Source organism: Pseudomonas paracarnis (assembly GCF_904063055.1).
Classification (GTDB): domain Bacteria; phylum Pseudomonadota; class Gammaproteobacteria; order Pseudomonadales; family Pseudomonadaceae; genus Aquipseudomonas; species Aquipseudomonas paracarnis.
Window position 1 is genome coordinate 395,736 of sequence record NZ_CAJFCN010000001.1, and the last position, 26,358, is coordinate 422,093.

The 26,358-nt window shown below is 60.3% G+C and carries 27 protein-coding genes; 16 read left to right on the forward strand and 11 right to left on the reverse strand.

What is annotated here, in order from left to right:
• Window positions 1-3: 3 nt before the first annotated feature.
• Entirely contained in the window at window positions 4-471 is a 468-nt protein-coding gene (gene recX / locus JMV15_RS01750) for a recombination regulator RecX (protein ID WP_014717177.1), read from the forward strand.
• Between the two features lie 61 nt (window positions 472-532).
• Here the strand turns inward: recX and JMV15_RS01755 are convergent, their stop codons facing one another.
• The gene (locus JMV15_RS01755) at window positions 533-1,645 is read right to left on the reverse strand and encodes an LOG family protein (protein ID WP_014717178.1); all 1,113 of its coding nucleotides are present in this window, start codon (window positions 1,643-1,645) and stop codon (window positions 533-535) included.
• Between the two features lie 294 nt (window positions 1,646-1,939).
• On the reverse strand, window positions 1,940-2,374 hold the full coding sequence (locus tag JMV15_RS01760; protein ID WP_014717179.1) for a PA3611 family quorum-sensing-regulated virulence factor: 435 nt from the start codon (window positions 2,372-2,374) through the stop codon (window positions 1,940-1,942).
• Window positions 2,375-2,552: 178 nt separating this feature from the next.
• Between JMV15_RS01760 and JMV15_RS01765 the strand changes: the two genes are divergently transcribed.
• The 3 genes from JMV15_RS01765 (at window position 2,553) to JMV15_RS01775 (ending at window position 4,612) form a co-directional block, all read left to right on the forward strand.
• The gene (locus JMV15_RS01765; protein WP_014717180.1) at window positions 2,553-3,272 is read left to right on the forward strand and encodes a tRNA-uridine aminocarboxypropyltransferase; all 720 of its coding nucleotides are present in this window, start codon (window positions 2,553-2,555) and stop codon (window positions 3,270-3,272) included.
• A 251-nt stretch (window positions 3,273-3,523) separates the two neighbouring features.
• The gene (erdR, locus tag JMV15_RS01770; RefSeq protein ID WP_003189050.1) at window positions 3,524-4,174 is read left to right on the forward strand and encodes a response regulator transcription factor ErdR; all 651 of its coding nucleotides are present in this window, start codon (window positions 3,524-3,526) and stop codon (window positions 4,172-4,174) included.
• Between the two features lie 75 nt (window positions 4,175-4,249).
• Window positions 4,250-4,612: a diacylglycerol kinase gene (locus JMV15_RS01775; RefSeq protein ID WP_019817716.1), complete on the forward strand. Its 363-nt coding sequence runs from the start codon at window positions 4,250-4,252 to the stop codon at window positions 4,610-4,612.
• Between the two features lie 3 nt (window positions 4,613-4,615).
• On the opposite strand, the gene JMV15_RS01780 is transcribed toward JMV15_RS01775, so the two are convergent.
• Window positions 4,616-5,542 carry a LysR family transcriptional regulator gene (locus JMV15_RS01780; protein WP_003189054.1) on the reverse strand — a complete coding sequence of 309 codons (927 nt, stop codon included), beginning with the start codon at window positions 5,540-5,542 and terminating at the stop codon, window positions 4,616-4,618.
• A gap of 125 nt (window positions 5,543-5,667) precedes the next feature.
• Between JMV15_RS01780 and fpr the strand changes: the two genes are divergently transcribed.
• Complete coding sequence (fpr, locus tag JMV15_RS01785) at window positions 5,668-6,447, forward strand: ferredoxin-NADP reductase (RefSeq protein ID WP_003189055.1); 780 nt, start codon at window positions 5,668-5,670, stop codon at window positions 6,445-6,447.
• A 132-nt stretch (window positions 6,448-6,579) separates the two neighbouring features.
• On the opposite strand, the gene tsaA is transcribed toward fpr, so the two are convergent.
• The 7 genes from tsaA to JMV15_RS01820 all read right to left on the reverse strand — a co-directional run bounded on the left by tsaA (window position 6,580) and on the right by JMV15_RS01820 (window position 11,476).
• Complete coding sequence (tsaA, locus tag JMV15_RS01790) at window positions 6,580-7,275, reverse strand: tRNA (N6-threonylcarbamoyladenosine(37)-N6)-methyltransferase TrmO (protein WP_038449092.1); 696 nt, start codon at window positions 7,273-7,275, stop codon at window positions 6,580-6,582.
• A gap of 4 nt (window positions 7,276-7,279) precedes the next feature.
• Window positions 7,280-7,741: a YehS family protein gene (locus JMV15_RS01795; RefSeq protein WP_005785469.1), complete on the reverse strand. Its 462-nt coding sequence runs from the start codon at window positions 7,739-7,741 to the stop codon at window positions 7,280-7,282.
• A gap of 68 nt (window positions 7,742-7,809) precedes the next feature.
• Window positions 7,810-8,520, reverse strand: a complete 711-nt coding sequence (locus JMV15_RS01800; protein ID WP_032903270.1) for an rRNA pseudouridine synthase — start codon at window positions 8,518-8,520, stop codon at window positions 7,810-7,812.
• Window positions 8,521-8,727: 207 nt separating this feature from the next.
• Window positions 8,728-9,198: a GNAT family N-acetyltransferase gene (locus JMV15_RS01805; RefSeq protein WP_020301153.1), complete on the reverse strand. Its 471-nt coding sequence runs from the start codon at window positions 9,196-9,198 to the stop codon at window positions 8,728-8,730.
• A gap of 100 nt (window positions 9,199-9,298) precedes the next feature.
• Window positions 9,299-10,639 (reverse strand): 30S ribosomal protein S12 methylthiotransferase RimO, encoded by a 1,341-nt coding sequence (gene rimO / locus JMV15_RS01810; RefSeq protein WP_003231334.1) that lies wholly within the window; start codon window positions 10,637-10,639, stop codon window positions 9,299-9,301.
• Between the two features lie 181 nt (window positions 10,640-10,820).
• The gene (locus tag JMV15_RS01815; RefSeq protein WP_014717185.1) at window positions 10,821-11,156 is read right to left on the reverse strand and encodes an addiction module antidote protein; all 336 of its coding nucleotides are present in this window, start codon (window positions 11,154-11,156) and stop codon (window positions 10,821-10,823) included.
• Window positions 11,153-11,476, reverse strand: a complete 324-nt coding sequence (locus tag JMV15_RS01820) for a type II toxin-antitoxin system RelE/ParE family toxin (protein WP_102666028.1) — start codon at window positions 11,474-11,476, stop codon at window positions 11,153-11,155. The genes JMV15_RS01815 and JMV15_RS01820 overlap by 4 nt, the downstream gene beginning before the upstream one ends.
• A 414-nt stretch (window positions 11,477-11,890) precedes the next feature.
• Here JMV15_RS01820 and JMV15_RS01825 point away from each other — a divergent pair, with 414 nt between their 5' ends.
• The 4 genes from JMV15_RS01825 to JMV15_RS01840 all read left to right on the forward strand — a co-directional run bounded on the left by JMV15_RS01825 (window position 11,891) and on the right by JMV15_RS01840 (window position 16,065).
• Window positions 11,891-13,792, forward strand: coding sequence for a potassium transporter Kup (locus tag JMV15_RS01825; RefSeq protein WP_014717187.1), 1,902 nt, complete (start codon window positions 11,891-11,893; stop codon window positions 13,790-13,792).
• A gap of 135 nt (window positions 13,793-13,927) precedes the next feature.
• Window positions 13,928-15,034, forward strand: coding sequence for an NADH:flavin oxidoreductase/NADH oxidase (locus JMV15_RS01830; RefSeq protein ID WP_130174751.1), 1,107 nt, complete (start codon window positions 13,928-13,930; stop codon window positions 15,032-15,034).
• Between the two features lie 103 nt (window positions 15,035-15,137).
• Window positions 15,138-15,674 carry a GNAT family N-acetyltransferase gene (locus JMV15_RS01835; protein ID WP_201491239.1) on the forward strand — a complete coding sequence of 179 codons (537 nt, stop codon included), beginning with the start codon at window positions 15,138-15,140 and terminating at the stop codon, window positions 15,672-15,674.
• A 205-nt stretch (window positions 15,675-15,879) separates the two neighbouring features.
• Window positions 15,880-16,065: a hypothetical protein gene (locus JMV15_RS01840; RefSeq protein ID WP_014717190.1), complete on the forward strand. Its 186-nt coding sequence runs from the start codon at window positions 15,880-15,882 to the stop codon at window positions 16,063-16,065.
• Window positions 16,066-16,119: 54 nt separating this feature from the next.
• Here the strand turns inward: JMV15_RS01840 and JMV15_RS01845 are convergent, their stop codons facing one another.
• A complete protein-coding gene (locus tag JMV15_RS01845; RefSeq protein ID WP_054897106.1) occupies window positions 16,120-17,745 on the reverse strand; it encodes a glucan biosynthesis protein D in 1,626 nt (541 codons plus the stop codon).
• Between the two features lie 304 nt (window positions 17,746-18,049).
• Here JMV15_RS01845 and JMV15_RS01850 point away from each other — a divergent pair, with 304 nt between their 5' ends.
• The 7 genes from JMV15_RS01850 (at window position 18,050) to cheB (ending at window position 26,336) form a co-directional block, all read left to right on the forward strand.
• Window positions 18,050-18,757, forward strand: coding sequence for a tellurite resistance TerB family protein (locus tag JMV15_RS01850; RefSeq protein WP_060767079.1), 708 nt, complete (start codon window positions 18,050-18,052; stop codon window positions 18,755-18,757).
• 210 nt (window positions 18,758-18,967) lie between these two features.
• Entirely contained in the window at window positions 18,968-20,590 is a 1,623-nt protein-coding gene (locus tag JMV15_RS01855; protein WP_014717193.1) for a methyl-accepting chemotaxis protein, read from the forward strand.
• Window positions 20,590-21,102: a chemotaxis protein CheW gene (locus JMV15_RS01860; protein ID WP_014717194.1), complete on the forward strand. Its 513-nt coding sequence runs from the start codon at window positions 20,590-20,592 to the stop codon at window positions 21,100-21,102. Before JMV15_RS01855 ends, JMV15_RS01860 begins: the two co-directional genes overlap by 1 nt.
• Window positions 21,099-22,361 (forward strand): CheR family methyltransferase, encoded by a 1,263-nt coding sequence (locus JMV15_RS01865; RefSeq protein WP_201491240.1) that lies wholly within the window; start codon window positions 21,099-21,101, stop codon window positions 22,359-22,361. The genes JMV15_RS01860 and JMV15_RS01865 overlap by 4 nt, the downstream gene beginning before the upstream one ends.
• Window positions 22,358-23,059, forward strand: coding sequence for a chemotaxis protein CheW (locus JMV15_RS01870; RefSeq protein ID WP_201491241.1), 702 nt, complete (start codon window positions 22,358-22,360; stop codon window positions 23,057-23,059). Before JMV15_RS01865 ends, JMV15_RS01870 begins: the two co-directional genes overlap by 4 nt.
• Window positions 23,056-25,329 (forward strand): hybrid sensor histidine kinase/response regulator, encoded by a 2,274-nt coding sequence (locus JMV15_RS01875; protein WP_014717197.1) that lies wholly within the window; start codon window positions 23,056-23,058, stop codon window positions 25,327-25,329. The genes JMV15_RS01870 and JMV15_RS01875 overlap by 4 nt, the downstream gene beginning before the upstream one ends.
• Window positions 25,326-26,336: a chemotaxis response regulator protein-glutamate methylesterase gene (gene cheB, locus JMV15_RS01880; protein ID WP_003189079.1), complete on the forward strand. Its 1,011-nt coding sequence runs from the start codon at window positions 25,326-25,328 to the stop codon at window positions 26,334-26,336. Before JMV15_RS01875 ends, cheB begins: the two co-directional genes overlap by 4 nt.
• Window positions 26,337-26,358 lie beyond the last annotated feature (22 nt).

Sequence of the window (26,358 nt, forward strand, 5' to 3'; positions counted from 1 at the left end):
ACGATGACTGTTGTACTGGATACACTCGTCGCCGTTCGGCGCACTGCGATGGACCTGCTCGCTCGCCGCGAGCATGGTCGAGTCGAGCTGACACGTAAGTTGCGTCAGCGCGGCGCAGAGCCAGAGATGATCGAAACAGCCCTCGACCGGTTAACGGAAGAAGGGCTGTTGTCGGAAGCCCGTTACCTTGAAAGCTTTGTGTCTTACCGCGCACGTTCCGGTTACGGCCCTGCGCGGATTCGCGAGGAGTTAAGCCAACGTGGACTGCAACGTGCCGATATTGACCTTGCGCTACGTGAGTGCGGTATCAATTGGCAGTCGCAGTTGGAAGACACCTGGCGTCGCAAATTTGCGGGGCATCTTCCGATTGATGCCAAAGAACGTGCGAAGCAAGGTCGCTTCTTGAGTTATCGCGGGTTTTCGATGGACATGATCAGCCGCTTGTTGAGCGGCCGGGATATGGACGACTGAACGCCAAAAAACAAAAGGCCCACTATGAAAATAGTGGGCCTTTTTTTTTGCCTGCAAAAAATCACGCTGTCTCTGGCGTCATCCGTTGCTGGGCCTTGCCCTGAGCCTCTGCCCAGTTCTCCGGCAGGTTGATGTAATCCACCAACTCCCGCAATCGCCCCTGATCGCGACCGTTGAAATTGAACACCAGGCGCGTCAAATGGCTGAATCTCGGTTCGTCATGGTCTTCGCCCGTATAGGCGAGTTGCTGGAATTCGCCACTGAGCCGCAGGCTGGCAAACGCTTGCTGCATATGGGCGAGGGCGCGCTCACTCAGGGGATGATTCATGCGCACCACAAACTCACGCTTAAGCCAGCGGGTGGAGTGGAAGTTGGCGTAGAACTGGTTGATTTCGTCTACGGCCTCTTCGGCGCTGTAGACCAGGCGGACCAGTTTGAGGTCGGTGGGCAGGATATAGCGATTGGCTTCCAACTGACTGCGGATGAAATCCAGGGCGCCTTGCCAGAACCCACCGCCCGGCGCATCCAGTAGCACTACCGGCACCAGTGGGCTCTTGCCGGTCTGGATCAGGGTCAGCACTTCCAATGCCTCGTCGAGGGTGCCGAAACCGCCAGGGCACAACACCAGCGCGTCGGCTTCCTTGACGAAGAACAGCTTACGGGTAAAGAAGAAGTGGAATGACAGCAGGTTGTCGGTGCCATCAATGGTTGGGTTGGCATGCTGTTCAAAGGGCAGGGTGATATTGAACCCCAGGCTGTGCTCCAGGCCCGCACCTTCGTGGGCCGCGGCCATGATGCCGCCACCGCCACCGGTGATGACCATCAGGTCGGACCGTGCCAACGCCGCACCTACCTCTCGGGCTAGCGCATACAGCGGGCTTTCCACTGGCGTACGCGCCGAGCCGAATACCGTGACTTTGCGCCGGCCCTTGAATTGTTCGAGCACCCGAAAGGCATGGTCCAGTTCGCGGATGGCCCGCAGGGTGATCTTGGCGTTCCAGCGATCACGGTCGTCCTGGGCCATGCGCAGGACGGTGAGGATCATGTCTCGATAAAGGGAGATATTCGGGCTGTTGGGGGCGATCAACTGAATTTGTGCGTCGACCTGCTGGGTGAGGTCGGTCCCGTTTTCTTCAAAATGACGAAGCAACAAATCATTCGATTCATAAGGCATTCAATTTCTCCTTCTCTACAGGGCCTGGGTAGTCGACGAGAACGTCGCCTGGGCCACGACACTGCTTGTGTCGCGGCATGCCGCAGGAGGGCAGGCCTTTTTTGCCCTGAAAATGTGACAGAACAGCGTTAAAAACTGTGGTGGGCGGGCATCTGGGATGCGCTGATCATGGGCCGAAAAACCCTTGGCTGGCAACCGCTTATTGATGGCTCATTAGGCAGTTTAGTCGTTGACAGCAAACGCAGCGGGGGCGTGCGCGCCGCTGGGCAGCGGCGCGGGAGGGGCAAGCAAAGGTTACTTTTTCTTCTTCGTCGGAGCCGGGCAATCGGCCTCTGCGAACTTGACCGAGGCCACCGGGCGATTGGTCTTGTTCTCGGTGATTTCATAGCGCATCACTGCGCCCTTGGCCATCAGCTCGCGGTAGCCCGGGTTGGTGCATACACTGCGGCCCAGCTGGAAATACACAGCCTTGGGGTTGGCGCGCATCTGTTCGGCACGGTCAGGCAACACGCTGAGGTGATCGATCAGTTGCATCCCTTCAACGGTGTAGGCGACTTCCAGGGTTTTTTCGTCGATTTCCCGGGGCAGGTCCTTGTTGCTTTCGGCCGCGACGCTTTGCAGCTTCTTGTTCATTTGAGCCTCCAGCAGCGAGGCCGCGTGGGCGCCCATAGGCAAGACCAGCGCAAGGGCGACGGATGGGGCAACAAGGCGCAGCATGGAACGCAGCATGAAACTCTCCTGATTCGGTTACTGGTGCATAGACCAGCCACTGGGCTGTGCGTTCAGTGGCGCGCAATTATAGGTGAGCCCTTGCCACTACAGCCAGGCGTATCGCTGGTAAACTGCGGGACTTCTGTTTTTCACGAGTTTGTTCCGTGTCGATTTCTTCTACTTCGCCGCGTGCCCGATGAGTCACGCCGTCTCCCGTTTGCGTACCCAGCGTCTGGCGCGTGCCGTCAGGCCGTTTCTCAATCGGGGTTCCCGTGCTGAGCGCTGTCCCGGCTGTCGGGTCATTCCTGAGTACTGCCTGTGTGCCTGGCGGCCTCAGGTAGAAGCCAAGTCCGCCATGTGCCTGTTGATGCATGACGTTGAACCGATGAAGCCCAGTAACACGGGCTGGCTGATCGCCGATGTCATACACGACACCACCGCGTTTGCCTGGTCGCGTACCGAAGTCGACCCCGAGTTGCTCAGGTTGCTGGCCGACCCGCAGTGGCAACCCTACATCGTATTTCCCGGTGAATTCGTGGCGCCGCAACGGGTGGTCAGTGAAGTGCGCGTGGAGGAGGGCAAGCGCCCACTGTTCATCCTGTTGGACGGCACCTGGAGCGAAGCGCGCAAGATGTTTCGCAAAAGTCCCTATCTGGAACATTTACCGGTGCTGAGCCTGGCGCCCGAACAGTTGTCACGCTACAAACTACGGCGCTCCAAGCGCGATGACCATTTCTGCACCGCCGAGGTGGCGGCGCTGTGCCTGGAGCTGGCCGATGACCTGGCCGCCAGCGAAGTGCTGGATGCCTACCTTGATGTGTTCAGCACCCATTACCTGGCTGCCAAATTCCAACTGTCATTGGATGCGGAGGACACCGTGCATACCCGCCTTGCACCCTACATCCCGGCGGGATAACCAGACGACGTTTGCATGATGGCACTGTAAGCCCGCAACCCGCTAAAATCCCCACGGGCGTAGTGCTTGACCCTCCAGGCTACGCTGGGCATGCTGTGCGCCGATTGGGCGCAACCGTGAATTATCGACGTCGTTTCATGTGTTTTTGACGTTGAGCGGGCCCTGTGGCGATCGCTGCCTGGCCGTCGCCTCGTGTATTGGTGAACCCTGAACCCATCAGGGCTCCCATAAAAAACAGGATCATTTAACCAATGGCCACATACGAAATCCTGATTGCCGATGACCACCCGCTGTTTCGCAGCGCACTGCATCAGGCCGTAACCCTGGGCCTTGGCCCCGATGTACGTCTGGTCGAAGTGGCCAGCATTGCCGAACTGGAAGCCCGCCTGACTGAAAAATCCGACTGGGATCTGGTGTTGCTCGACCTGAACATGCCGGGCGCGTACGGTTTCTCCGGGCTGGTGCTGCTGCGCGGCCAATACCCGCAGATCCCCGTGGTGATGGTGTCGGCCCAGGAAGAAGCCGACGTGGTGGTGCGCTCCAAAGAGTTTGGCGCCAGCGGCTTCATTCCCAAGTCCAGCGCGATGGAGGATATCCAGAAAGCCGTGCGCACGGTGTTGGACGGCGATGTGTCCTGGCCACCCCAGGCGTTTGAAGAAATCAATGTGTCCGATGAAGCCAAGGCCGCCCGCGATGGCCTGGCCAGCTTGACGCCCCAGCAGTTCCGAGTATTGACCATGGTCTGCGAAGGGTTGTTGAACAAGCAGATTGCTTACGAATTGAGTGTGTCGGAAGCGACCATCAAGGCCCACGTTACGGCGATTTTCCGTAAGTTGGGCGTGCGTACGCGCACTCAGGCGGCGTTGCTTTTGCAGCAACTCGAGTCCATCTCGCAACATTAAGTTACAGCCGCTTCACGCTTTTTTGACTTTGCGTGATCTAGCTTCCCCACTTCTTTGGTTCAGTTGCCTACATCTATGTCGCCTTTCAAGGGTCAAACCGGTATCAAACGTATCTTCAATGCAGGGGGCTATTCCCTGGATGGCCTGCGTGCGGCTTTCACTGGCGAGGCGGCATTCCGCCAACTGGTATTGCTGAATGTCATCCTGATTCCCGTGAGCTTTTTCCTGCAGGTCAGCCGGGTTGAACGGGCGCTGCTGATTGCAGTGTGTTTGTTGGCGCTGATCGTCGAATTGCTTAACTCAGCGGTAGAAGCGGCCATTGACCGTATTTCCCTGGACCGCCACCCGCTGTCGAAAAACGCCAAGGACATGGGCAGCGCCGCGCAATTCGTGGCACTGACCATGATCACACTGGTATGGGCGGTGATCCTGATCTGACGATCACGCGATACTCGGCAGCACGATCTCGTCGCTGCGCTGCACCCCAGCGGTGAAGGCGCGGCACAGTTCGAGAAACTCGCGCATCGCCGAGGTCTGGTACTTCTGCTTGTGCCAGATGAAGTAGAACTGCCGGGCCAGGTCCAGGTCCGGGGTTTCTACCGGCACCAGGCTGCCACGGCGGAAGGCATCGCGCAGCGCCAGCCGCGAAATGCAGCCAATCCCCAAGCCCGACTCCACTGCCCGTTTGATCGCCTCGGTGTGTTCCAGCTCCAGGCGGATATTCAGCGCGCTGCGGTGATGACGCATTGCCTGATCAAAGGTCAGTCGCGTGCCCGAGCCCTGTTCCCGCAGGATCCACGCTTCGTGGGTCAACTCGTCCATGGTGGCCACGCCACGCTTGGCCAAATGATGCTGGGGCGCACAGAACACCACCAGCTCATCTTCTACCCAGGTCTGCACCTCGATATCCGGGTGGCTGCAGTCGCCTTCAATTAGACCCAGGTCAATTTCGTAGTGGGCAACCTGATGCACGATATGGGCAGTGTTCTGCACATGCAGCTTTACCTGGCTCTCGGGGTGTTGCTGCATAAAGCTGCCAATCAGCAGTGTCGCCAGGTAATTGCCTATGGTCAGCGTGGCGCCGACCGCCAGGGAACCGAAGCCTGACTTGCCGTTGAGCAGGTCTTCGATCTCCTTGGCCTGGTCCAGCAATGCCACCGCCTGGGGCAACAGCTGGTGACCGAGGGCGTTGAGGCTCAGGCGTTTACCGGCGCGGTCGAATAATTGACAGCTGGATTGACGCTCCAGCTCGGTGATTGAGGTGCTGGCGGCGGATTGAGATAAGGCCAGAAGGCCAGCAGCGCGCGAGACGCTTTCCTGCTGGGCGACGGCGACGAAAACTTGCAGTTGACGGAGAGTAAATCGCATATCGATATAACCGATAACCCTTATCTTAATAATCCAGTTAACAGATATTGTCGCCGCCATTAGAATGCTGTGCAATTGCGCATCCTTACCTTTGGCGCAGACCCATTTCCAGGAGTCCCCCGTACATGAGCAACATGAACCACGAGCGTGTCCTCAGTGTTCATCACTGGAACGACACTCTGTTCAGCTTCAAGTGCACCCGCGATCCGGGCCTGCGCTTCGAGAACGGTCAGTTCGTGATGATCGGCCTGCAACAGCCCAACGGCCGCCCGCTCATGCGCGCTTACTCCATTGCCAGCCCGAACTGGGAAGAGCATCTGGAGTTCTTCAGCATCAAGGTGCCCGATGGCCCGCTCACTTCCCAGTTGCAGCATCTGAAGGAAGGCGACGAGATCATCATCAGCAAAAAACCGACAGGCACCCTGGTGCTTGACGATTTGAAGCCGGGCAAGCATCTGTACCTGCTCAGCACCGGTACTGGCCTCGCTCCATTCATGAGCGTGATCCAGGACCCGGAGACCTATGAGCGTTTCGAAAAAGTCATCCTGTGCCACGGCGTGCGCTACGTCAACGAAGTCGCCTACCGCGAATTCATCACCGAGCACCTGCCGCAGAACGAGTTCTTCGGTGAGGCCTTGCGTGACAAGTTGATCTACTACCCGACCGTGACCCGCGAGCCGTTCGAAAACGAAGGTCGCCTGACCGACCTGATGCGCAGCGGCAAACTGTTCAGCGACATCGGCCTGCCACCGATCAACCCCGAGGACGACCGCGCCATGCTGTGCGGCAGCCCAAGCATGTTGGATGAGACCAGCGAAGTGTTGAACAGCTTCGGCCTGAAAGTTTCGCCACGGATGCGTGAGCCGGGTGATTATTTGATCGAGCGTGCGTTCGTCGAGAAGTAATACAGAGTCAGTAACACCAGCGATCCAAAAAGTGTGGGAGCTGGCTTGCCTGCGATAGCATCACCTCGGTTCAACTGAACCACTGAGGTGTCTGCATCGCAGGCAAGCCAGCTCCCACATTTGGTTTTCGCCCTATTTAGCCGAAACCACTTCCAGCACACAAATCATCCCCGGCTCCGGGTAGTGCCAGCGCACATCCACATCCCAGAACCGCACACCGTATTCCCGTTCTGAGGTAGGAACCTGATACGCCGGCCGCGGATCCTGTGCCAGACACTGTTCAATCAACTCCACCAACGGTTCACCAAGGCGCTGTGCATGGCCTTGCGCCTGTTGCAGTGCAGCCTTGAGCCATTGCACGCCGATCAGCGCGGGCGCATTGCTGGCGATGCCGTTGGTGGCCGCATCCACGATATCGGCATACGGCACATACGGCTTGATATCCAGCACCGGCGTGCCATCGAGCAAATCTATGCCCGATATCCACAACCGCCCCGGTTCCACCTTGTCCAGCTTCACCACCGACTGGCCGATGCCATTGGGACGATGGGTTGCGCGGGTGGCAAACACACCCATGGACGTATTGCCGCCCAGGCGTGGCGGGCGCACTTTCAGGCGTGGCTTGTCTTCCAGTGCCTGATGAAACAGAAACAGCAGCCACACATGGCTGACCTGCTCCAGCCCCTGCACCGCCTCACCCTGGTCGAACGGCGCCACCAGCTCCAGCACGCCACGGGCAGCCGGTGCCAGTTGCGGTTGGCGCGGGATGGCGAACTTCTCCTTGAAACAGGAGCGTACGAAGCCGACGGGCGAGACCTGGTAACTCATGGGCTTAGGCACGGACCCGCAAGGTCAGGCCCTTGAGGAAGTTACGCAGCAACTGATCGCCACAGGTGCGGTAGTTGGTATGACCAAACTTACGGAACAGCGCGCTCAGCTCTGGCTTGGACACCGGGAACTCCGCCGCCTTGAGGATTGCATGCATGTCGTCTTCCTTCAGTTCGAAGGCCACACGCAGCTTTTTCAGGATGATGTTGTTGGTCACCGGGGTTTCGATTGGTTGCGGCGGGCGGCTTTCGTCCTTGCCGCGCTTGAAGATTACCAGACCATCGAGAAAGTGGGCCATGACTTCATCCGGGCAGAACACAAAGCCTTCTTCCTCATCTTTCTTGAGGTAGGTCAGCAGGTCTTCCTTGGTCACGTCCATGCCGCCGAGCTTGATGATCTCGACCATCTTGTTGTCGCTGATGTCGAGCATGTAGCGCACGCTGCGCAGTACGTCGTTGTGAATCATGGTGGGCAATCCTGGTATTCAACTGATGACACCGCCGGAATCAGGCGGTGTCGGGAAAAGGGAACGGCTTAAAACTTTTCTTTGCCGGACAGGTAACGCCATTGGCCCACTGGCACCTTGCCAATGGACACGCCGCCGATGCGGATGCGGCGGATGGCGATGACTTTCAGGCCAACGGCTTCGCAGAACAGCGCGATCACGCCGGGTTGCGGGTTTTTCAGCGCAAAGCGCAGGCGGTTCTCGTTCTGCCAGCTGGCTTTGACGGCAGGCAGCTCTTTGCCTTTGTAGGTCAGGCCGTGGTTCAGGCGGTTAAGGCCGTGGGCAACCATGTCGCCTTCGACTTCCACCACGTATTCCTGCTCGATCTTGGCGGCATCGGCGGTCAACTTGCGCAGAATCTTCCAGTCTTGGGTGAACACTAGCAGGCCACTGGCCTTAGCTTGCAGGTCGGCGCTGGCGCTCAGGCGCAGGAAATGCCCCTTGAGCGGACGCTTGCCGAAGCGGTGTTCTTCAGAGAGGGTTTCGGCGCTGATCGAGGCCATGGCGGTTTCAGCATCCATGCCTGCGGGGGCGTGCATCAGGATGGTCACCGGCTCTGGCGCGGTGGCTTTAGCTTCCGGGTCCAGCTCGACCTTCTCGTCAGTGACCTTGAACTGCGGCTCGTCGATCACTTCGCCGTCCACCGAGACCCAGCCGCCTTCGATAAACAGCTCAGCCTCCCGACGGGAGCAACCGACCAGTTCGATAAGGCGTTTGGAGAGGCGTATGGGGTCAGTCATGACAAGGGCCGTAACAAAAGGGGGCCACTATTGTACCTGCCTGGCGCCGGTTAATCCCGGCCCCATTTCAGCCCATGGGCCATAACAATTACTTAACTGACGCAACACGGGCCAAATGTGGGAGCTGGCTTGCCTGCGAAGGCGGTATACCAGCACCGGATGGGTAGACTGACCCGACGCCTTCGCGGGCAAGCCAGCTCCCACAGTTCATGCATTACGGGCCTGTTGCTGCTGGCGCAGACGCAGGTGCAGCAATGGATAAGGCTGCCCAAGCCCATCATGTTCTGTTCGCCCGATTACCTCGAAGCCTTGCTTGAGGTAAAAACCCAGGGCCTGGGGGTTCTGTTCGTTGACGTCCAGTTCATCGGCGTTCATGTGTTCGATCGCGTAGCCCAGCAATTGCCGGCCCAGCCCCTGGCCACGGTAGCGCGGGTCGATAAACAGCATTTCCACCTTGCCCGCCGACACCCCGGCGAAGCCGGTAATGTGCTGGCGCACGTCCTTGGTGCAGATCAGCATGACCGCATCGAGATAGCGGCTCAGCACCAGGTTTTTCAACATGTCGATATAGCTGTCCGGGAGGAAGTCGTGGGTGGCGCGTACCGAGTCCTCCCAGATCTGCACCAGGCGTGCGTAGTCGCTGGTTTTAGGTGTGTGAATCACCGAATGCTGACGCATACCCGCTGTCCCTTGCTGTATTCGGGGTTGATGGACAATACGATAGACCTAAAAAAGCCCCGCATCTTCTCAGAGGCGAGGCTTTTTTATCACCGTGCGATCAGTCGCGCTTTTCAGCCCACAAGTCGTACTCGTCGGCGTCGGTCACGGTGCACCACACTTTGTCACCCGGCTTCAGGCCGCTGGCATCGTCGATAAACACGTTACCGTCAATTTCAGGGGCGTCGAAGAAGCAACGACCCACCGCGCCTTGCTCGTCGACTTCATCGATCAGCACTTCGATTTCCTTGCCGATGCGCAGTTGCAGGCGTGCCGAGCTGATCGCCTGCTGGTGCGCCATGAAGCGCTCCCAACGGTCTTGCTTGACGTCGTCCGGCACCACGGCCAGGTCCAGCAGGTTGGCCGGAGCACCTTCCACCGGCGAGTACTGGAAGCAACCGACGCGGTCCAGCTGCGCTTCGGTCAGCCAGTCCAGCAGGTACTGGAAGTCTTCCTCGGTCTCGCCGGGGAAACCGACGATGAAGGTGGAGCGGATGATCAGCTCCGGGCAGATCTCGCGCCAGTTCTTGATGCGTGCCAGGGTCTTGTCTTCAAACGCCGGACGTTTCATCGCCTTGAGCACTTTCGGGCTGGCGTGCTGGAACGGGATGTCCAGGTACGGCAGGATCTTGCCGGCGGCCATCAACGGGATCAACTCGTCCACGTGCGGGTAAGGGTAAACATAGTGCAGGCGCACCCACACGCCCAGGCTGCTGAGGGCTTCGCACAGCTCGGTCATGCGGGTTTTCACCGGCGCGCCGTTCCAGAAACCGGTGCGGTATTTCACATCGACGCCGTAGGCGCTGGTGTCCTGGGAGATCACCAGCAGCTCCTTGACGCCAGACTTGACCAGGCGCTGGGCCTCGTCGAGCACATCACCCACCGGGCGGCTTACCAGTTTGCCGCGCATCGACGGGATGATGCAGAAGCTGCAGCTGTGGTTGCAGCCTTCGGAAATCTTCAGATACGCGTAGTGGCGTGGGGTCAGCTTGATGCCTTGAGGCGGCACCAGGTCGATCAGCGGGTTGTGATCCTGGCGTGGCGGCACCACCTCGTGCACAGCGTTGACCACTTGCTCGTACTGCTGCGGACCGGTCACCGCCAGCACACTCGGGTGCACGTTGCGGATATTGCCTTCTTCCACCCCCATGCAGCCGGTCACGATGACCTTGCCGTTTTCCTTGATGGCTTCGCCGATCACTTCCAGGGATTCGGCCTTGGCCGAGTCGATGAAGCCGCAGGTGTTGACCACCACCACATCGGCGTCCTGGTAAGTGGACACGACGTCGTAGCCTTCCATACGCAATTGCGTGAGGATGCGCTCGGAGTCGACAAGCGCCTTCGGGCAACCCAGGGAAACAAAGCCAACCTTGGGGTTGGCTTTTGCGATGGTGGTGGACATGTCTAACCTCGGTATTGAATGACGCTGCCGGTCGTGCACGACAAGGCAACGGATGGGCGCTTGGTGCGCCTCTGATCAAAAAGTGCGCAATTCTATCGGTGGGCAACGCACTTGACCAGCTTTATGCAGGGAAATGCGACGAGTGCTGCGCCGGGTCATCCCCATAGCCACTGGCGCGCGCTTAAGCCCGGATGTCTTGTTCGGTTCGGTGCGATACCACTTTAGACATGCCCACACCTAACGCCTGGAGGACTTTAAGCAAAGTGGAGAGCTTAGGATCGCCGCCGACGCCGATGGACCTGTAGAGGTTTGCTCTATTGAGTCCTGTGTTCTGCGACAAGCTGAGCATCCCACCACGGGCTTCCGCCACTCGACGGATAGCGACAAGGAAAGCGTCCTCGCCACCGGCTTCATCTATTTCCTCAAGCGCGACAGATAAATATTCGAGGGCGAATGCTTCGTCGTTGCGAAGCATTTCCAGAACGCTATCTTCGTGCGGGCGGGTACGAATGGTCATTTTTGCTGCACCTTGTAAGATTTCCAGAGAGCCTTGGCCTGATCGATATCGTTCTGCTGTCTGGCCTTCGAACCACCGCCCAATAGGAAAATGATTTTTCGATCCTGGACGGCGTAATACACGCGAAACCCCGAGCCGAAATCGAGCTTCATCTCAAAGACCCCATCACCCACTGGCTCGGTAACGCCAAAGTGACCAAGGGACGCTCGATCCACTCTGGTGGTGATTCTTGCTTTCGAACGCGTGTCCTGCACTGTATCCAGCCAAGCCTGGAAGATATCCACGCCGTTGATTGACAGTACGTGTTTCACTTCGTACATGAGGAGTGTACCTTAAAAGATACAGTCCGATAGTTGAGTTTTTATATCGACTGCGCGCCCTGCGAATGCACGATTGACTGATCAGGTAATCCGGCCAAGGCGCTCCTGCTCACACCACCCAGGCAGCACGACTGAGCCGGGGCAGGAATATACGGTTGGCCGTAAATGTGATCAATGCAGGCAAAAAGGCGCCAAAGTGCTGCTGTGCCCGCTATGACTGATTGCCTAAAACGACACCCCGTTCACTTGAACGGGGAAATACGACGAGTGCTGCGCTATGCTTCGCGCCGTTGCGCACGGGTAAAGCCCTTGGGTCAATAAAACGTCTGTTACGAGAAGTAAAACAGCGCATGCTAGGGTCAGCTTAGAAGCGCTGTTTATAAAAGACCTCAGGTCAAAGGGCAGGAGTGGTTGATGGGTCAGGCAAGTAGTCAGGCAGCAGGTGCCGAGCATTCAAAAGCCAAGCCGATTGGCATGCTAGTGGCGGCGGTCGGGGTGGTTTATGGCGATATCGGGACCAGCCCGCTCTACACCCTTAAAGAGGTGTTCAACGGCGGTTATGGGGTGCAGGTCAACCATGACGGTGTCTTGGGGATCCTTGCGCTGATCTTCTGGTCGCTGATCTGGGTGGTGTCGATCAAGTACGTGCTGTTCGTGCTGCGTGCCGACAACCAGGGCGAGGGCGGCATCATGGCCCTCACCGCGTTGGCCCGGCGAGCTGCCGGCAAGCACACGAAATTGCGCAGTTTCCTGGTGGTGTGTGGCCTGTGTGGCGCGGCGTTGTTCTACGGCGACAGCATGATCACCCCGGCAATTTCGGTGTTGTCGGCCATCGAAGGCTTGGAACTGGCGTTCGACGGCCTGGAAAAATGGGTGGTGCCCATTGCCCTGGTGGTGCTGGTGGCGCTGTTCCTGATCCAGAAACACGGCACCGACCGCATCGGCAAGCTGTTTGGCCCGGTGATGGTGACCTGGTTCCTGGTGTTGGGCGGCCTGGGGGTGTACGGCATCCTGCAGCAACCCGAAGTGCTCAATGCACTGAACCCGGCATGGGGTGTGCGCTTCTTCATGGTTCACCCCGGTATTGGCGTGGCGATCCTCGGCGCGGTGGTGCTGGCATTGACCGGCGCTGAAGCGTTGTACGCCGACATGGGCCACTTCGGCCGCAAACCCATCGCCCGCGCCTGGTTCCTGCTGGTGCTGCCGGCGCTGGTGCTCAACTATTTTGGCCAGGGCGCGATGCTGCTGGGCGATCCGGAGGCGGCGCGCAACCCGTTCTACCTGCTGGCGCCGAGCTGGGCCCTGGTCCCGTTGGTGGGCTTGTCCACCATGGCCACGGTGATTGCTTCCCAGGCGGTGATTTCCGGCGCGTTTTCGTTGACCCGCCAGGCGATCCAGTTGGGTTACATCCCGCGCATGCATATCCAGCACACCTCCAGTGCCGAACAGGGCCAGATCTACATCGGTGCGGTGAACTGGTCGTTGATGGTCGGTGTGATCCTGCTGGTCCTAGGCTTCGAATCCTCCGGTGCCCTGGCCTCGGCCTACGGCGTAGCTGTGACGGGCACCATGCTGATGACCACCATCCTGGTGTCGGCGGTGATGCTGCTGCTGTGGAAATGGCCACCGGTGCTGGCCGTGCCGCTGTTGCTCTGCTGCCTGTTGGTGGATGGCCTGTTCTTCGCAGCCAACGCGCCGAAGATCCTCCAGGGCGGCGCCTTCCCGGTACTGGCGGGGATCGTGCTGTTTGTGCTGATGACCACCTGGAAGCGCGGCAAGCAATTGCTCGTCGGCCGTCTCGACGAGGGTGGCCTGCCGTTGCCGATCTTCATCAGCAGCATCCGCGTACAGCCGCCCCATCGCGTTCAGGGTACGGCAGTGTTCCTCACCGCGCGGCCCGACGCCGTGCCCCATGCTCTATTGCATAACCTGTTGCATAACCAGGTGCTGCATGAGCAGGTGGTACTGTTGACCGTGGTTTACGAAGACATTCCACGGGTGCCAGCGGCGCGACGCTTCGAGGTGGATGCCTACGGCGAAGGCTTCTTCCGCGTGATCCTGCACTTCGGGTTCACCGATGAGCCGGATGTGCCTGAAGCGCTGAAACTGTGCCATCTGGATGACCTGGACTTCAGCCCGATGCGCACTACTTACTTCCTCAGCCGTGAAACGGTGATTGCCTCGCGCATCAAAGGCATGGCCCGTTGGCGCGAAGTGTTGTTTGCCTTCATGTTGAAAAACGCCAACGGCAACCTGCGGTTCTTCAAACTGCCGGTCAACCGTGTGATCGAGCTGGGTACCCAGGTCGAGATGTAAGGCGCTGCCTACCGGGAGCCGGCAATCGGCTCCCGCTTTCCTTCTGAACCCTGTGCAAACGATGGTTGTCGACTAGGCTGGTAGGAGCGAGCTCGCTCCTACAAAAATGCCTATGAAGCCCAGAAGAGGTGCGCCATGAGTCAGCTGCTCGAACCTTATACCCTGCGCCAATTGACCCTGCTCAACCGCATCGCGGTTTCACCCATGTGCCAATACTCCAGCGACGATGGCCTGGCCAATGACTGGCACCTGGTGCATCTCGGCAGCCGGGCCGTGGGTGGCGCCGGGCTGATTTTTACCGAGGCCACGGCGGTGACCGCCGATGGCCGTATCACCGCCCAGGACCTGGGCCTGTGGAACGACGCCCAGATCGAACCGTTGCGGCGCATCACCCGTTTTATCGCGGCCCAGGGCGCGGTGGCTGGGATCCAGCTGGCCCATGCCGGGCGCAAGGCCAGCACCCATCGGCCATGGATCGGCAAACACGGTAGCGTCAAGCCGGAGGAGGGCGGCTGGGTGCCGGTGGGGCCCTCGCCGATTGCCTTCGACCCCAATCACACCCAGCCCAAGCCACTGGACGAAGGGCAGATCCAGCAAGTGATCGCTGACTTTGTCGCCGCCGCCAAGCGCGCCTTGACCGCAGGCTTTGAGGTGGTGGAAATCCACGCCGCCCACGGGTATCTGCTGCACCAGTTCCTCTCGCCGATCAGCAACCAGCGTCAGGACCACTATGGCGGCTCCTTCGAAAACCGCATTCGCCTGGTGCTGGAAGTGACCAGGGCCGTGCGTGCCGTGTGGCCAGAGGAGCTGCCGCTGTTTGTGCGCGTGTCGGCCACCGACTGGGTGGAAGATGGTTGGAACCCGGATGAAACCGTGGAGTTGGCGCGCCGCCTGAAAGACTTGGGCGTTGACTTGATCGACGTGTCCTCTGGCGGCACCGCTGCCAATGCCGAGATTCCCACCGGCCCCGGCTATCAGACGCGCTTCGCCGAGCGAGTGCGCAAGGAGTCGGGCATGGCCACCGGCACGGTTGGCATGATTACCGAACCGGCCCAGGCCGAGCATATCCTGCGCACTTGCCAGGCCGACATCATCTTCCTGGCCCGGGAACTGCTGCGCGACCCGTACTGGCCTTTGCATGCCGACGATGATCTGGGTGGGCGCAAGGCCATCTGGCCCGCGCAATACCAACGGGCCACCCACCGCGACCAGCCGATTCATGAGTCGGATCTGCGCGATTGATCCTGCACACGGCCCTACCGGACCCACCCTGACACGGTGGGTTTTTTCTTGCTCGCGTTTATAGGAAGGCTGATCCTTGGCGGTTGTTAAGCAGGAGAAGCTTATGCTGGTGGAACGCGCGTTAACCGAAGACGATATCCCTTTGCTGGCAACCATCGATCGTACGGAGCTGATCCCGGCGTGCTATCGCATGGACTGCGGCGAACTGGTGTTGTATGCCACACATCATGATATGCGCGGCTGGCCCGAAGGCGAGGCTGAACAGGATGCGGTGGCGCTGCGTGCCTGCCTCCAGCGCGGCGGGTGGTTGTGGGGCGTATTCGACGGCCCGGTGCTGGTCGCCGCAGTGGTGGTGGACAATCGGTCCTTCCATCACCAGGGCTTGCTGATGCGGCAGTTGAAATTCCTGCATGTCAGCCATAGTGCCCGCGGTACTGGCCTGGGCGGTCGGTTGTTGGCGCTGGCTTGTGAGCACGGCCGGCAAGTGGGGGTCCAAGCGCTCTATATCTCGGCGACGGAGTCGCGTAACACCGTGGACTTTTACCTGCGCCATGGTTGCCATTTGTTGCAGCAACCCCACGCTGAGCTTTATGCGCAAGAACCGCTAGACATCCACCTGTATCGACCCCTGCGTGAGTAATGGCTGTAGGCTTTTATTACCGACGTTATTTTTTTAAGTTAATACTCTAAAAAAATCCCACGAATGGTGAGATAGTTTCTACGCTAAGGGTAAGCCCGACTCCTGGCCCAGGGAGACAGGCGGTTGGTCCGCGAAGCCGTTGCGCTTCCCGGGAGTTGGGAAATGGGCACCAGGAGTGTTTGACTGATATCAGGAGTAGCGGTCCATGGCCAAGTCCTATGGCGTAGCGGGTGCGGTGGCGTCTTTTCTGAGTCGCCGGATGTCCTTGCGGGGTCGAAGGTTGAGTTCAGATGAGATGGAGTTGCTGGTGCAATACCGGGCGCTGACCGAGAGCGATCAGGTGGCGATGCGCTATCTGATTGGCGCGATGAAAAGCGTGTCGCGATTCTGAGCCAAATCCGATCATTCCCACGTTATTGCGTGGGAATGATCGTGCAGTGTGGCATCAGGTGTATTTGCGTTGCTCTGGGGCAGGTGGGAAGTACTGATACAGCCAGGTTTCACTGAGGGTGCGGTCCTGGGTTCGTATAAACAGGCGCAATTCGACGGGTTCCACGCTGTCGCTGGTGGGGTACCAGTCGAACAGGATGCGGTAGCCCTTGATGTTGTCCAGCACCAGCACGCTGAAGTCCTTCACCTCACCATGGGAACAGGTCACCACGGGTTCGATGCCGGTGCCCGCTGGCAAGCGATCCAGGCCGCCGCCCTTGAAGTCCACGGCGAAACGCCGCGCCCATACCTTCGGATAATGCTCGCCGGGTGCCCAGCCTTCGGTAAAGCCGCCCATGCCGGAACGGGTCGCATCGACCTGTGCCAGCGGCGTGCTCACTGGCGGCAGTGCGCTCCAGTACAGCTTGTAGCCGTAGTTGAGCGAATCACCGGCGGCCACAGGCTTTTTCGGGGTCCAGAAGGCCACGATATTGTCCAGGGTTTCGCCAGTGGTGGGGATTTCCAGCAAGTCGATGGAGCCTTCGCCCCAGGCCGTGGTCGGTTCAACCCACAGGCTTGGGCGTTTGCTGTACCAGTCGACGGTGTCCTGGTAGCTGGCGAACTCATGGTCGGTCTGCACCAGGCCGAAGCCTTTGGGGTTGGTGTCGGCGAACGCGTTGAATTGCAACTTGGCCGGGTTGTTCAGGGGGCGGCAGATCCACTCGCCGTTGCCGCGCCACATGGCCAGGCGGTCCGAGTCGTGGATTTGCGGGTGGATGGTGTCGCACATGCGGCGCTCATGGGTGCCGCAGCTGAACATACTGGTCATGGGCGCGATGCCCAGTTGTTCGATGGCCGTGCGCGCATTGATGTGCGCGTCGATCGCCATCACCACTTGGTTGGCCTGGCAGTCGATATCGAAGCGGTAGGCGCCAGTGGCGCTTGGCGAGTCGAGCAGGGCGTAGACCACAAAACGCGTGGCGTTCTTGTCCGGGGTTTCGAACCAGAACTGCGTGAAATCGGGGAACTCCTCGCGTTTTTTCGCGTAGGTATCAATCGCCAGGCCACGCGCCGAGAGGCCGTACTGGCCGGTGGAATCCACCGCACGGAAGTAGCTGGCGCCCAGAAACGACAGCACGTCATGGCGGTCCAGCTCCGGTGCCTTGAACAGCTTGAAACCGGAGAAACCCAGGTCGCCGGTCAATTGCTGGGTGTCCACCGTGGTTTTTTCATAGTTGAACAACGACGGGCGAAAATGCACTTCGCGGGCTTCACGGGTCTTGGGGTCGACGCTGTGCATGCGCACCGGCGTCTTGAAGCCCATGCCGACGTGGAAGAACTGCACGTCCAGTTGGCCGTTCAACTCTTTCCACAGCGAATGGTTACGGTCATAGCCGATGGCGTTGAAATTCTGCGGGGTCATGGTAGCCAGGGTCGGCGGCAGCACCTGCTTAGTGTCCTGGTAGCCACGGGTGGCCAATTGCTTGGCCTGGGCCTTGAGCGATTCGAAATCGAACGCCACGGCCTTGCCATCGGCAGCCCGATTCCCGGCCCAGGCCTGCGCGGCCAGCAGGCCACTGGCCGACAAACCGGTGTAAGCCGCAATGGCCATGGATGCTTTGAGCAAATTCCTGCGGTGCATAGAGACAACCTGTCGTGAGCAAATCCCGCGCCGTTCCTGGCACGTAGCGGATCAGAAATAACGGTTCGGACATGCCTTCGGCCAAACGCAACGGACAATAAACAGACGCCGGATAGCTTAAGCGGTTCGATGAACAAGGAAAATTGATTGATGGCGGGATGATGGCGTTGCATATGCAACAAGACATTTCCAGCATCGCAGTAGAACGTTACATCTGGAAGCACTCTAGATCGCGGCTTTTTGGCACTTAGTTTTACGCTGAAGGCCTATTGGTCCTACGAACCCAAGTGTCTGGAGGCTACGAATGAATACCCGTGGATTGCTCGATCAGTTGCTCAAGTCTGGCCAGGACATGTTGCAAAAAAAGGCCGGCGGCCAACGCAAATCCAATGACAAGGGCGCCCTCGGCGGCTTGCTCAGCGGTGGCGGGCTCGGCAGCATGCTCGGCGGTGCAGGCGGCGGGGCCCTGGCGGCGGGAGCCATGGGCTTGCTGCTGGGCAACAAGAAGGCGCGTAAATTCGGTGGCAAAGCGCTCACCTACGGCGGTCTGGCCGCACTGGGTGTGATTGCCTACAAGGCTTACGGCAACTGGCAAGCCCAGCAAGCCAGCGCGCCCCAAGGCGAGCCGCAAACCATCGACCGCCTGCCAGCGGCCCAGGTCGAACAACACAGCCAAGGCATTCTCAAGGCATTGGTGGCCGCGGCCAAGGCTGACGGCCATGTGGATGAGCGCGAGCGTGCCTTGATCGAAGGCGAGTTTACCAAGCTGGACAACGATCAGGAGTTGCAACACTGGCTGCACGCCGAACTCAACAAACCCCTGGACCCCACCGACGTCGCCCGCGCCGCCAGCACCCCGGAAATGGCCGCCGAAATGTACATCGCCAGCGTGATGCTGGTGGACGAAGAAAACTTCATGGAAAAAGCCTACCTGGACGAACTGGCCCGCCAACTGAAACTTGAGCCCGGCTTGAAGCTTGAGTTGGAAAAACAAGTACGGCTTAACGCATAAACAAGGCCGCACGCCAATCAAAAATGTGGGAGCGGGCTTGCTCGCGAATGCGGTAGACCAGTCACTCTATTTCTGGCTGACTCACCGCATCCGCGAGCAAGCCCGCTCCCACTTTTGCATTCTGTGCACTGCACATCAAAAGCCTTGATAAAAGCGCGCAGCCGCTCAGCTATACTCCCCTCCATTTGAATGGCCCTGCGAGGAATTACTGTGAAGAACTGGACCCTGCGCCAAAGGATTTTGGCGAGCTTTGCGGTAATTATCGCGATCATGCTGCTGATGGTCGTGGTCTCGTATTCGCGCTTGCTGAAAATCGAAATCAGCGAAAACTCAGTGCGGGACGATGCGGTGCCCGGGGTGTTTTTCAGCTCGATGATTCGCAGCGCCTGGGTCGACAGCTACCTGCAAACCCAGGAGTTGGTCGGAATCCACGAGAACCAGGGCATTTCCGAAACCGACAAACAGGATTACAAGTCTTTCGAAGCTCGGCTTGAGCAGCATATGGCCAGCTACGCGGGGACGATCAATATCACCCAGGATCGCACCGAATTCGATGCCTTCGAAAAACTGCACCAGAGCTACAACCAGATTCTCGCCCAGGTTTTGGCGGCCCATCAGAGCAATAACGCCGCCGAAGCACTGAGGTTGTTCAACGAGCAACTGACCCCCGCCTGGACAGCAGGCCGCATGAAGCTCAATGACATTATCAATGAGAACAAGCAGGTCGCCGACAACGCCACCGCCGCCATCGATGATGCGGTAGCGGCCGCGAAGATCAGCATGGGCGTCTCGCTGTTGCTGGCGATTCTCGCCGCCGCGCTGTGTGGCCTGTTGCTGATGCGCGCGATCATGGCGCCGATGCAGCGCATCGTTCAAATCCTCGAAGTCATGCGCACCGGTGACCTGAGCAAGCGCCTGAACCTGGAGCGCAAGGACGAATTCAACGCGGTTGAAACCGGCTTCAACGACATGATGACCGAGCTGACTGCCCTGGTGTCCCAGGCGCAGCGTTCATCGGTGCAGGTCACCACCTCGGTCACCGAGATTGCCGCGACCTCCAAGCAGCAACAGGCGACCGCGACAGAAACCGCAGCCACCACCACCGAAATCGGCGCCACTTCCCGCGAGATTGCCGCCACGTCCAAGGACTTGGTCCGCACCATGACCGAAGTGTCCACCGCCGCCGACCAGGCCTCGGTGGCTGCCGGTTCCGGCCAGCAGGGCCTGGCCCGCATGGAAGAAACCATGCACTCGGTGATGGGCGCCGCCGACCTGGTCAACGCCAAGCTGGCGATCCTCAATGAGAAGGCCGGCAATATCAACCAAGTGGTGGTGACCATCGTCAAGGTGGCCGACCAGACCAACCTGTTGTCCCTGAATGCGGCCATCGAGGCTGAGAAAGCCGGTGAGTACGGGCGCGGCTTTGCCGTGGTTGCCACCGAAGTGCGCCGCCTGGCCGACCAGACCGCTGTGGCGACCTACGACATCGAGCAGATGGTGCGTGAAATCCAGTCGGCGGTGTCGGCGGGGGTGATGGGCATGGACAAGTTCTCCGAGGAGGTGCGCCGTGGCATGTCGGAGGTGCAGCAAGTGGGCGAGCAACTGTCGCAGATCATCCATCAGGTACAGGCCCTGGCGCCGCGGGTGTTGATGGTCAACGAAGGCATGCAGGCCCAGGCCACCGGCGCCGAGCAGATCAACCATGCGCTGGTGCAATTGGGCGATGCCAGCAGCCAGACCGTCGAATCCCTGCGCCAGGCCAGCTTTGCCATTGATGAACTGAGCCAGGTTGCGGTCGGTCTGCGCAGCGGCGTCTCGCGTTTCAAAGTCTGATGAGTGAGCTCGCGGCTAAACGCGGTGCCGTCCCGGCAGCGAAAAAGGCATTGTTTCTGGTGTTTCGCATCGGCAACGAACGCTTTGCCCTCAAGGCCACGGAAGTGGCCGAGGTGCTGCCGCGCCTGGCGCTTAAACCTATCGCCCAAGCGCCCTTATGGGTGGCGGGTATCTTCGCCCATCGTGGGGCGCTGGTGCCGGTCATCGACTTGAGCGCCCTGACGTTCGGCACTTCGGCCCAGGCGCGTACCAGTACGCGCCTGGTGTTGGTCAATTATCAGCCGCAGCCTTGGAGTGAGGCGCGTTGGCTAGGGCTGATCCTGGAACAGGCCACCGACACCCTGCGTTGCGACCCCGCCGAATTTCAGCCCTATGGCCTGGACAATCAGCAGGCGCCATACCTGGGGCCGGTGCGCGAGGACGCACAGGGCTTGATGCAGTGGATTGGCGTCGCGGATCTGTTGACCGCGCCAGTGCGTGCCTTGCTGTTTTCCGCCGAGTTGAGCCTATGAGCAATGACCCGCGGTTTTTCGCGTTCTTGAAAGAACGCATCGGCCTGGACGTCGCTTCGGTGGGCGAGGCGATCATCGAGCGCGCGGTGCGCCAGCGCTGCCAGTCGTCCCAGTCGCCGTCGGCGGAGGCTTACTGGCAACACCTGCAAACCTCCCATGACGAGCAGCAGGCGCTGATCGAAGCGGTGATCGTCCCCGAGACCTGGTTTTTCCGCTATCCCGAATCCTTTGCAACCCTGGCTCGCCTGGCCCAGGCACGCTTGGCCGAGATCAACCAGATGCGCGCCCTGCGTATTCTCAGCCTGCCGTGTTCGACCGGCGAAGAGCCCTATTCGATTGCCATGGCCTTGCTCGATGCGGGGTTGGCGCCCCACCAGTTCAAAGTGCAAGGCATGGACGTCAGCCCGCTGTCGGTGGAGCGCGCGCGGCGGGGCGTGTATGGCAAGAACTCGTTTCGCGGCGCCGATCTTGAGTTTCGCGACCGCCACTTCACTGAAGACGCAGGCGGTTACCGCATCGCCGACCGGGTGCGTGAACAAGTGCGCCTGCAAGTCGGCAACTTGCTGGACCCGGCACTGCTGGCGAACGAGCCGACCTACGATTTTGTATTCTGCCGCAACTTGCTGATCTACTTCGACCAGCCGACCCAGAAACAGGTCTTTGATGTGCTCAAGGCATTGACTCACGTGGACGGTGTGCTGTTTATCGGCCCGGCCGAGGGCAGCCTGCTGGGGCGTCACGGCATGCGCTCCATCGGTGTGCCGCAGTCCTTTGCCTTCAGTCGGCATGTAGAACCGGCCCCGCCGGTTGCACCTGTGGTCAAACCGACGCCCGCGCCGCTACCGCAGCGCAGGGCGGCGCCGATACCGCTCAAGCCGCGGCCGTTCAGCACCGTCAGCCCCAACGTGCCACCGGTCAAAGTGATGCCTACCGATGCCGGGGATTTGCTCAGCCAGATCGCAACCCTGGCCAACGAGGGCAAAAGTGCCGAGGCCCGAGCGGCCTGCGAGCGGTATTTGAGCAGTCACCCGCCGGCCGCCCAGGTGTTTTACTGGTTGGGGCTGCTCAGCGATGTGGCTGGCAGTGCCCTGGAGGCCCAGGGGTATTACCGAAAAGCTCTGTATCTGGAACCGCAGCATCCCCAGGCCCTGATGCACCTGGCCGCGTTGCTCGAGTCCCAGGGTGACAGTGTCGGCGCGCGTCGTCTTCAGGCACGCGCCGCCCGTAGCGAGCGAGCTGACAGTGAGACCAAACGATGAGTAGCCCTGACGCGCTCGACACCGCAGGCCTGGACCTGACGCTGACCGATACCCAAGCCATTGACGACTGTTGGAACCGCATCGGTATTCATGGCGACAAGTCCTGCCCGCTGTTGGCCGAGCATATCCACTGCCGCAATTGCTTGGTGTATTCCGCCGCCGCCACACGCCTGCTCGACCGCTACGCACTGCAACAAGACGACCATCACGCGCAGGCAGCTGCCGAAGCGGATAGCGATGTGGTCACCCGTTCGCTGTTGATGTTCCGCCTCGGCGAAGAATGGCTCGGTATCGCCACCCGTTGCCTGGTGGAAGTGGCGCCGTTGCAGCCGATCCACTCGCTGCCGCACCAGCGCTCCCGAGCGCTGCTGGGCGTGGCCAACGTACGCGGGGCGCTGGTGGCGTGCCTGTCGTTGGTGGAACTGCTGGGCCTGGACAGCACCAGTGCCGGCGCCAGCGGCGGGCGGATCATGCCGCGCATGCTGATCATCGCTGCCCAGGACGGCCCGGTCGTCGTACCGGTAGATGAAGTAGACGGCATCCACGCCATTGATGAGCGCACCTTGAACGCTGCGTCGGTGTCCGGCACCCAGGCCAGCGCACGCTACACCCAAGGCGTGTTGCAGTGGAAAGGCCGCAGTCTGCGCTGGCTGGACGAAGCGCAATTGTTGTCCGCCGTGACCCGGAGCCTCGCATGACCCCCGACCAGATGCGCGATGCCTCGCTGTTGGAACTGTTCAGCCTGGAAGCCGATGCGCAGACCCAGGTGTTGAGCGCGGGCCTGCTGGCGCTGGAACGCAACCCGACCCAGGCCGACCAGCTCGAAGCCTGCATGCGCGCCGCGCATTCACTTAAAGGGGCGGCGCGGATTGTCGGCGTGGATGCCGGGGTCAGCGTGGCCCACGTCATGGAAGACTGCCTGGTCAGTGCCCAGGAAGGCCGCCTGTACCTGCAACCTGAACATATCGACGCGTTGCTGCAAGGCACCGACCTGCTGATGCGAATCGCCACGCCGGGCAATGACGTGGGGCCGGCGGATATCGAGGCGTACGTAGCGCTGATGGAGCGCTTGCTCGATCCCTCGCAGCCGATTGCCACGCCCGTGCCAAATCCCGAGCCCATCCCCACGCGGGTTGACGCATTGCTGCTGGAGCCCGAGCTGGAGCCCGCGCCGGTCAGCAGTGAAGCGCCGCGCCAGAGCAAACGCATGACTGAAGGCGGCGAGCGCGTGCTGCGGGTGACGGCCGAGCGCTTGAACAGCCTGTTGGACTTGTCCAGCAAATCCCTGGTGGAAACCCAGCGGCTCAAGCCGTACCTGGCCAGCCTGCAACGCCTCAAGCGCATTCAGAGCAACAGCTTGCGTGCACTGGATGCCCTGGATGGCCAGCTAAAATCCCTGGATCTGAACCTGGAAGCCCAGGAAGCCCTGGCCGATACCCGTCGCCTGCTGAGTGAAGCTCAGGCCCTGCTGGCGGAAAAAAACGCCGAGCTGGATGAGTTCGGCTGGCAGGCCGGCCAGCGCGCCCAGGTGCTCTACGACACCGCGTTGGCCTGCCGCATGCGGCCGTTTGCCGATGTGCTGGCCGGGCAGGTGCGTATGGTGCGTGACCTCGGTCGCAGCCTGGGCAAGCAAGTGCGCCTGGAGATTGAAGGCGAAAAGACCCAGGTCGACCGTGACGTGCTGGAAAAACTCGAAGCGCCGCTCACCCATTTATTGCGCAATGCCGTCGACCACGGCATCGAAACCCCTGAGCAGCGCGTGCTGGCGGGCAAGCCGGCGGAGGGCTTGATTCGCCTGCGCGCGTCCCATCAGGCCGGGTTGCTGGTGCTGGAATTGAGCGATGACGGCAACGGTGTCGACCTCGAGCGCCTGCGCGGCACTATTGTCGACCGGAATTTGTCTCCGGTGGAAACGGCTCTGCGCCTGAGCGAAGAGGAGCTACTGACCTTCCTGTTCCTGCCGGGGTTCAGCCTGCGGGACAAAGTCACCGAAGTGTCCGGGCGCGGTGTGGGCTTGGACGCGGTGCAGCATATGGTTCGCCAGTTGCGCGGCGCAGTGGTGCTGGAACAGACGGCGGGGCAGGGCAGTCGCTTCCATCTTGAGGTGCCGCTGACCCTGTCGGTGGTGCGCAGCCTGGTGGTGGAAGTCGGCGAAGAAGCCTATGCGTTTCCCCTGGCGCATATCGAACGCATGTGCGACCTGGCCCCCGACGACATCGTGCAGTTGGAAGGCCGCCAGCACTTCTGGCATGAAGGCCGACACGTCGGCCTGGTTGCCGCCAGTCAGTTGCTGCAGCGCCCGCCGGGGCAGACCCCTTCAGATACCTTGAAAGTGGTGGTGATCCGCGAACGCGATGCCGTGTACGGGATTGCCGTGGAGCGCTTTATCGGCGAGCGCACGTTGGTGGTGTTGCCGCTGGATGATCGCCTGGGCAAGGTCCAGGACATTTCTGCCGGGGCCTTGCTCGATGACGGCTCGGTGGTGTTGATCGTCGATGTCGAAGACATGCTGCGTTCAGTGGACAAGCTGCTCAATACCGGCCGCCTGGAGCGCATCGCCCGGCGCAACCAGCAGGCCACCGAAGCGCCGCGCAAGCGCGTGCTGGTGGTGGACGACTCACTGACGGTGCGCGAGCTGCAACGCAAATTGTTACTCAACCGGGGTTATGAAGTTGCCGTGGCGGTCGATGGCATGGATGGCTGGAACGCATTGCGCTCCGAGGACTTCGACCTGCTTATCACGGATATTGATATGCCTCGCATGGACGGTATTGAATTGGTCACACTTTTGCGCCGTGACAGTCGCCTGCAATCATTGCCGGTGATGGTGGTTTCCTACAAGGATCGTGAAGAAGACCGCCGCCGTGGCCTCGACGCCGGGGCCGACTATTATCTAGCCAAAGCCAGTTTCCATGACGACGCCTTGCTCGACGCCGTGGTTGAACTGATTGGAGGCGCCCGGGCATGAGGATTGCGATCGTCAATGACATGCCCCTGGCCGTAGAGGCCTTGCGCCGTGCCTTGAGTTACGAGCCCGCCCACGAGGTGGTGTGGGTAGCCAGCAATGGCCTGGAAGCGGTGCAGCGTTGCGCCGAGCTGACCCCGGACCTGATCCTGATGGACTTGATCATGCCGGTGATGGACGGCGTGGAAGCTACCCGCCAGATCATGGCCGACACGCCATGCCCGATCGTGATCGTCACCGTTGACCGCCAGGCCAACGTCAGCCGTGTATTCGAAGCCATGGGCCACGGCGCCCTGGATGTGGTGGACACCCCGGCACTGGGCGTGGGCAACCCCAAGGATGCGGCGGCGCCCCTGTTGCGCAAGATCCTCAATATTGGCTGGCTGATCGGCCAGCGCGGCACGCGGGTGCGTGCCGAAACCCCGCCGCAGCGGGTCACCGGCAAGCGTCAACGGCTGGTGGCGATTGGTTCTTCGGCCGGTGGGCCGGCGGCCCTGGAAGTTCTGCTCAAGGGGTTGCCCCGGGATTTCCCTGCCGCCATCGTGCTAGTGCAGCATGTGGACCAGGTGTTTGCCGCTGGCATGGCCGAGTGGCTGAGCAGCGCTTCCGGCCTGCCGGTGCGCCTGGCCTGTGAAGGCGAGCCGCCTCAACCCGGCGTGGTATTGCTGGCCGGCACCAACCACCATATTCGCTTGTTGAAAAATGGCACGCTAGCCTATACCGCAGAGCCGGTGAACGAGATTTACCGGCCATCGATCGACGTGTTTTTCGAAAGCGTCGCCAGCCACTGGAACGGTGACGCCGTCGGTGTCTTGCTCACGGGCATGGGGCGCGACGGCGCCCAGGGCCTCAAGCTGATGCGGGAACAAGGATATTTGACCATCGCCCAGGACCAACAGAGTTCGGCGGTGTATGGCATGCCCAAAGCGGCGGCGGCGATTGATGCCGCTGTTGAAATTCGCCCACTGGATAGAATTGCGCCCCGATTGCTGGAGGTCTTTGCAAAATGAACAAAAATCTCCCGCCGTGCTG